This window comes from Luteibacter sp. P4_E6, assembly GCF_056401535.1.
The window spans coordinates 1-3,080 of record NZ_JBFUJE010000468.1 but is presented as its reverse complement, the minus strand read 5'-3'; the positions used below and the strand labels follow the sequence as shown (position 1 = coordinate 3,080).

Genomic DNA, 3,080 nt, shown 5'->3' with positions numbered 1-3,080 from the left:
CCAACTGGTAGAACCACTTGCGATGATGGTGCCACGCCCAGCCCGGCGTGACGTAACCCTGGGTCATGCTGCGCACGGAATCGCGGATCCAGATGGCCGCGTAGACATGGACGACCCAGACAAGGATGGCGGAAATCGCGGCCAGGCTATGGATGAGTACGGCCACGCGCTGCACCGGGATCGAGGTGGCCTCGCCGAAATACACTTCCCATATCAGCAACCCGGTGACGAACAGTACGGGGATAAGCAGTGTCATCGACCAGAACACCAGCTTCTGGCCACTGTTGTTGCGGCCGATAGGCGGTACATGCTCGTCGTCATTGGCGACGACGTGGACAATCGCTTTCGACCAGGCGATATCGTCTTTGGAAGGCAGGTTTGCGCGCCAGAACTGGATGATCATGCCGATCCAGCTGATCACCAGAAGCACGCCAAACCAGGGGTGGGCGGCGCGTGCCCACTGGCCTCCGCCGAACAGCCCGGACAGGAAGAACAGGATCGGGTGGAACATCGACAGGCCGGACAGCACCAACAGGATGAACAGGCCCGCGTTGATCCAGTGGTTGACGCGGTTCAAGGTGGTATAGCGGGTGATGGCATTCGCCGGGCGGGTCATGTCGACTCCTCCTCTTTTTCACGCAGCACGCGGGCGGCTTCGGCCTCGTCTTCATCGGTGACTTCGTTCGGGCCGATGGTGGTCCAGTGGAAGAAGGCACCCACGGCGGCCATCGCGATGCCGATCACCGCCAGCGGTTTGAGAATGCCCTTCCACACTTCGACGACCGGGCTGATGCGCGGTTTGTCGGGCAAGCCCGAATACAGCGATGGCTTGTCCGCGTGATGCAGAACGTACATGACATGCGTTCCACCGACTTCCGGCGGATCGTAGAGCCCGGCTTTCTCGAACCCGCGTGACTTGAGGTCCTCGATGCGTTCGCCGGCCCAGTTCGTCATGTCAGTCTTGGAGCCGAACATGATCGCGCCGGTGGGACAGGCCTTTACGCAGGCGGGTTCCAGGCCCACGGAAACGCGATCGGAACACAGCGTGCACTTATACGACTTGTGATCCGTCTTGCTGATGCGGGGAATGTCGAACGGACACCCCTTCACGCAATAGCCGCAGCCGATGCATTTGTCGCTGATGAAGTCGACGATGCCGTTGGCGTACTGGACGATCGCGCCCGGGGCAGGGCATGCCTTCAGGCAACCCGGATCTTCGCAGTGCATGCAGCCGTCCTTACGGATCAGCCACTCGAGGTTGCCTTGTTCGTTCTCGTACTCGGCAAACTTCATCAGCGTCCAGACGCTCGGCCCCAGGTCCATGGGATTCTCGTAGGAGCCTTCGAAGTGACCGATCTCCGGACGCAGGTCGTTCCACTCCATGCAGGCGGACTGGCAGGCCTTGCAGCCGATGCAGCGGCTCACGTCGATGAGCTTGGCCACCTGGTCCTCATGACTGCGCGCCGCGGGCGGCGTCATCGTCGTGGCGGAGCGGCGTACGTAGTCTTGCGATTGCAGATCAGACATGACGTTCGCCTCAGGTGGCCGGAGCGGCGGTGCGTTCGATATTGACCAGGAACGCCTTGAACTCGGGCGTCTGTGTATTGGCGTCACCCACCGACGGGGTCAGCGTGTTGGCGCCGTAGCCCTTCCTGGCCTGTCCGGTGAAGCCCCAGTGCAAGGGCACGCCGATCACATGCGTCGACTTGCCATCGACCGTCAYCGGCTTGATGCGCTTGGTGACATACGCCTTGCAGATCACTTCGCCACGCTTGGACGAGACCTTCACCCAGCCGCCCTGCGCGATGCCTTTTTCCTTCGCCAGCACTTCGCCGATCTCGATGAATTCCTCCGGTTGGAGGATCGCGTTGATCAGCGCGTGCTTGGTCCAGAAATGGAAGTGCTCGGTGAGGCGGTAGGTCGTCGCGACATACGGGAAGTCCCGCCGGTGCCCGAACGACGCACGATCGTCCGCGAAGACACGGGCCACCGGGTTGTTGGGCACCTTCGGATGCAGCACGTTTTCCGAAGGCGACTCGAATGGCTCGTAGTGCTCCGGGAACGGACCTTCGGCCATGAGGTTGAGGGCGAACAGGCGGCCCAGACCTTCGGCGTTCATGATGAAAGGTCCGACGCCATCGGAGGGCTTCACGGTCGGACCGTAGTCAGGCACGTCAATGCCGGCCCAGCGCGTACCGTTCCACTCGATAACAGGTTTCTTCGGGTTCCAGGCTTTGCCGTCCAGATCGGCGCTGGCGCGGTTGTAAAGGATGCGCCGGTTGGCCGGCCACGCCCACGCCCAGTTCGGTGCGATGCCTTGCTCGCGAGGGTCGGTGGCGTCACGGCGGGCCATCTGGTTGCCCTTCTCGGTAAACGAGCCGGCGAAGATCCAGCAACCCGACGCCGTCGTGCCATCGTCGCGCAACTGCGCAAAGGCATCCAGTTGCGAGCCTGCCTTGGTCACCACAGCTGTCACCGGATCGGTGAGGTCGGCGAGCGCACGGCCATTCATCTCCTTGGCCAGTTCTTCGGGATCAGGCGCGATCGGGTTGGTGTACTTCCACGACATGTTCAAGATCGGATCGGGGAAGGCGCCGCCGTCCTTCCGGTACATCTCGCGCAGGCGATGGAAGATGCCACTCATGATCCAGATATCGGACATGGCCTTACCGGGGCCTTCGGCGGCTTTCCAGTGCCATTGCAGCCAGCGTGCCGAATTGACCAGCGAGCCGCTCTCTTCCGCAAAGCAGGTCACCGGCAGTTGGAACACTTCCGTCTGGATGTCGGAGGATTTTGCAGGGTTCTGCGGTCCGAAGTCCTGCCAGAAGCGGGACGTCTCCGTATCCAGCGGGTCCATCGTGACAAGGAACTTCAGCTTGCTCAGGCCGCGGCGGATCTTGCCGCGATCGGGGAAGGCCTGCAGTGGATTGAAGCCCTGGCAGATGTAGCCGGACATCTCACCGTTGTTCATCATCTCGAAGGCCTTGATGATGTCGTACAGCGGGACGTCGAGCTTGGGCAACCAGTCGTAGCCCCAGTTGTTCTCTTTCGTCGCCGCGTCGCCCCACAGGGCTTTCTGG

Annotated in this window: 3 protein-coding genes; all 3 read right to left on the bottom strand. The window is 61.8% G+C overall.

Annotation, left to right across the window (positions count from 1 at the left end; translation table 11 throughout):
• Positions 1-616 (bottom strand): formate dehydrogenase subunit gamma (locus tag AC1DT2_RS19320; RefSeq protein WP_477298092.1); only part of this gene is annotated, 616 nt, incomplete at its 3' end.
• Positions 613-1,527: a formate dehydrogenase subunit beta gene (gene fdxH, locus AC1DT2_RS19315; RefSeq protein ID WP_063570793.1), complete on the bottom strand. Its 915-nt coding sequence runs from the start codon at positions 1,525-1,527 to the stop codon at positions 613-615. The genes AC1DT2_RS19320 and fdxH, both read right to left, overlap by 4 nt.
• Before the next feature lie 10 nt (positions 1,528-1,537).
• The coding region (locus AC1DT2_RS19310) for a molybdopterin dinucleotide binding domain-containing protein (protein ID WP_477298090.1) at positions 1,538-3,080 on the bottom strand (1,543 nt) is incomplete at its 5' end.

Excerpts from the sequence above, each read along its gene's own strand:
- fdxH (WP_063570793.1), bottom strand. The coding sequence starts at position 1,527 with ATGTCTGATCTGCAATCGCAAGACTACGTACGCCGCTCCGCCACGACG.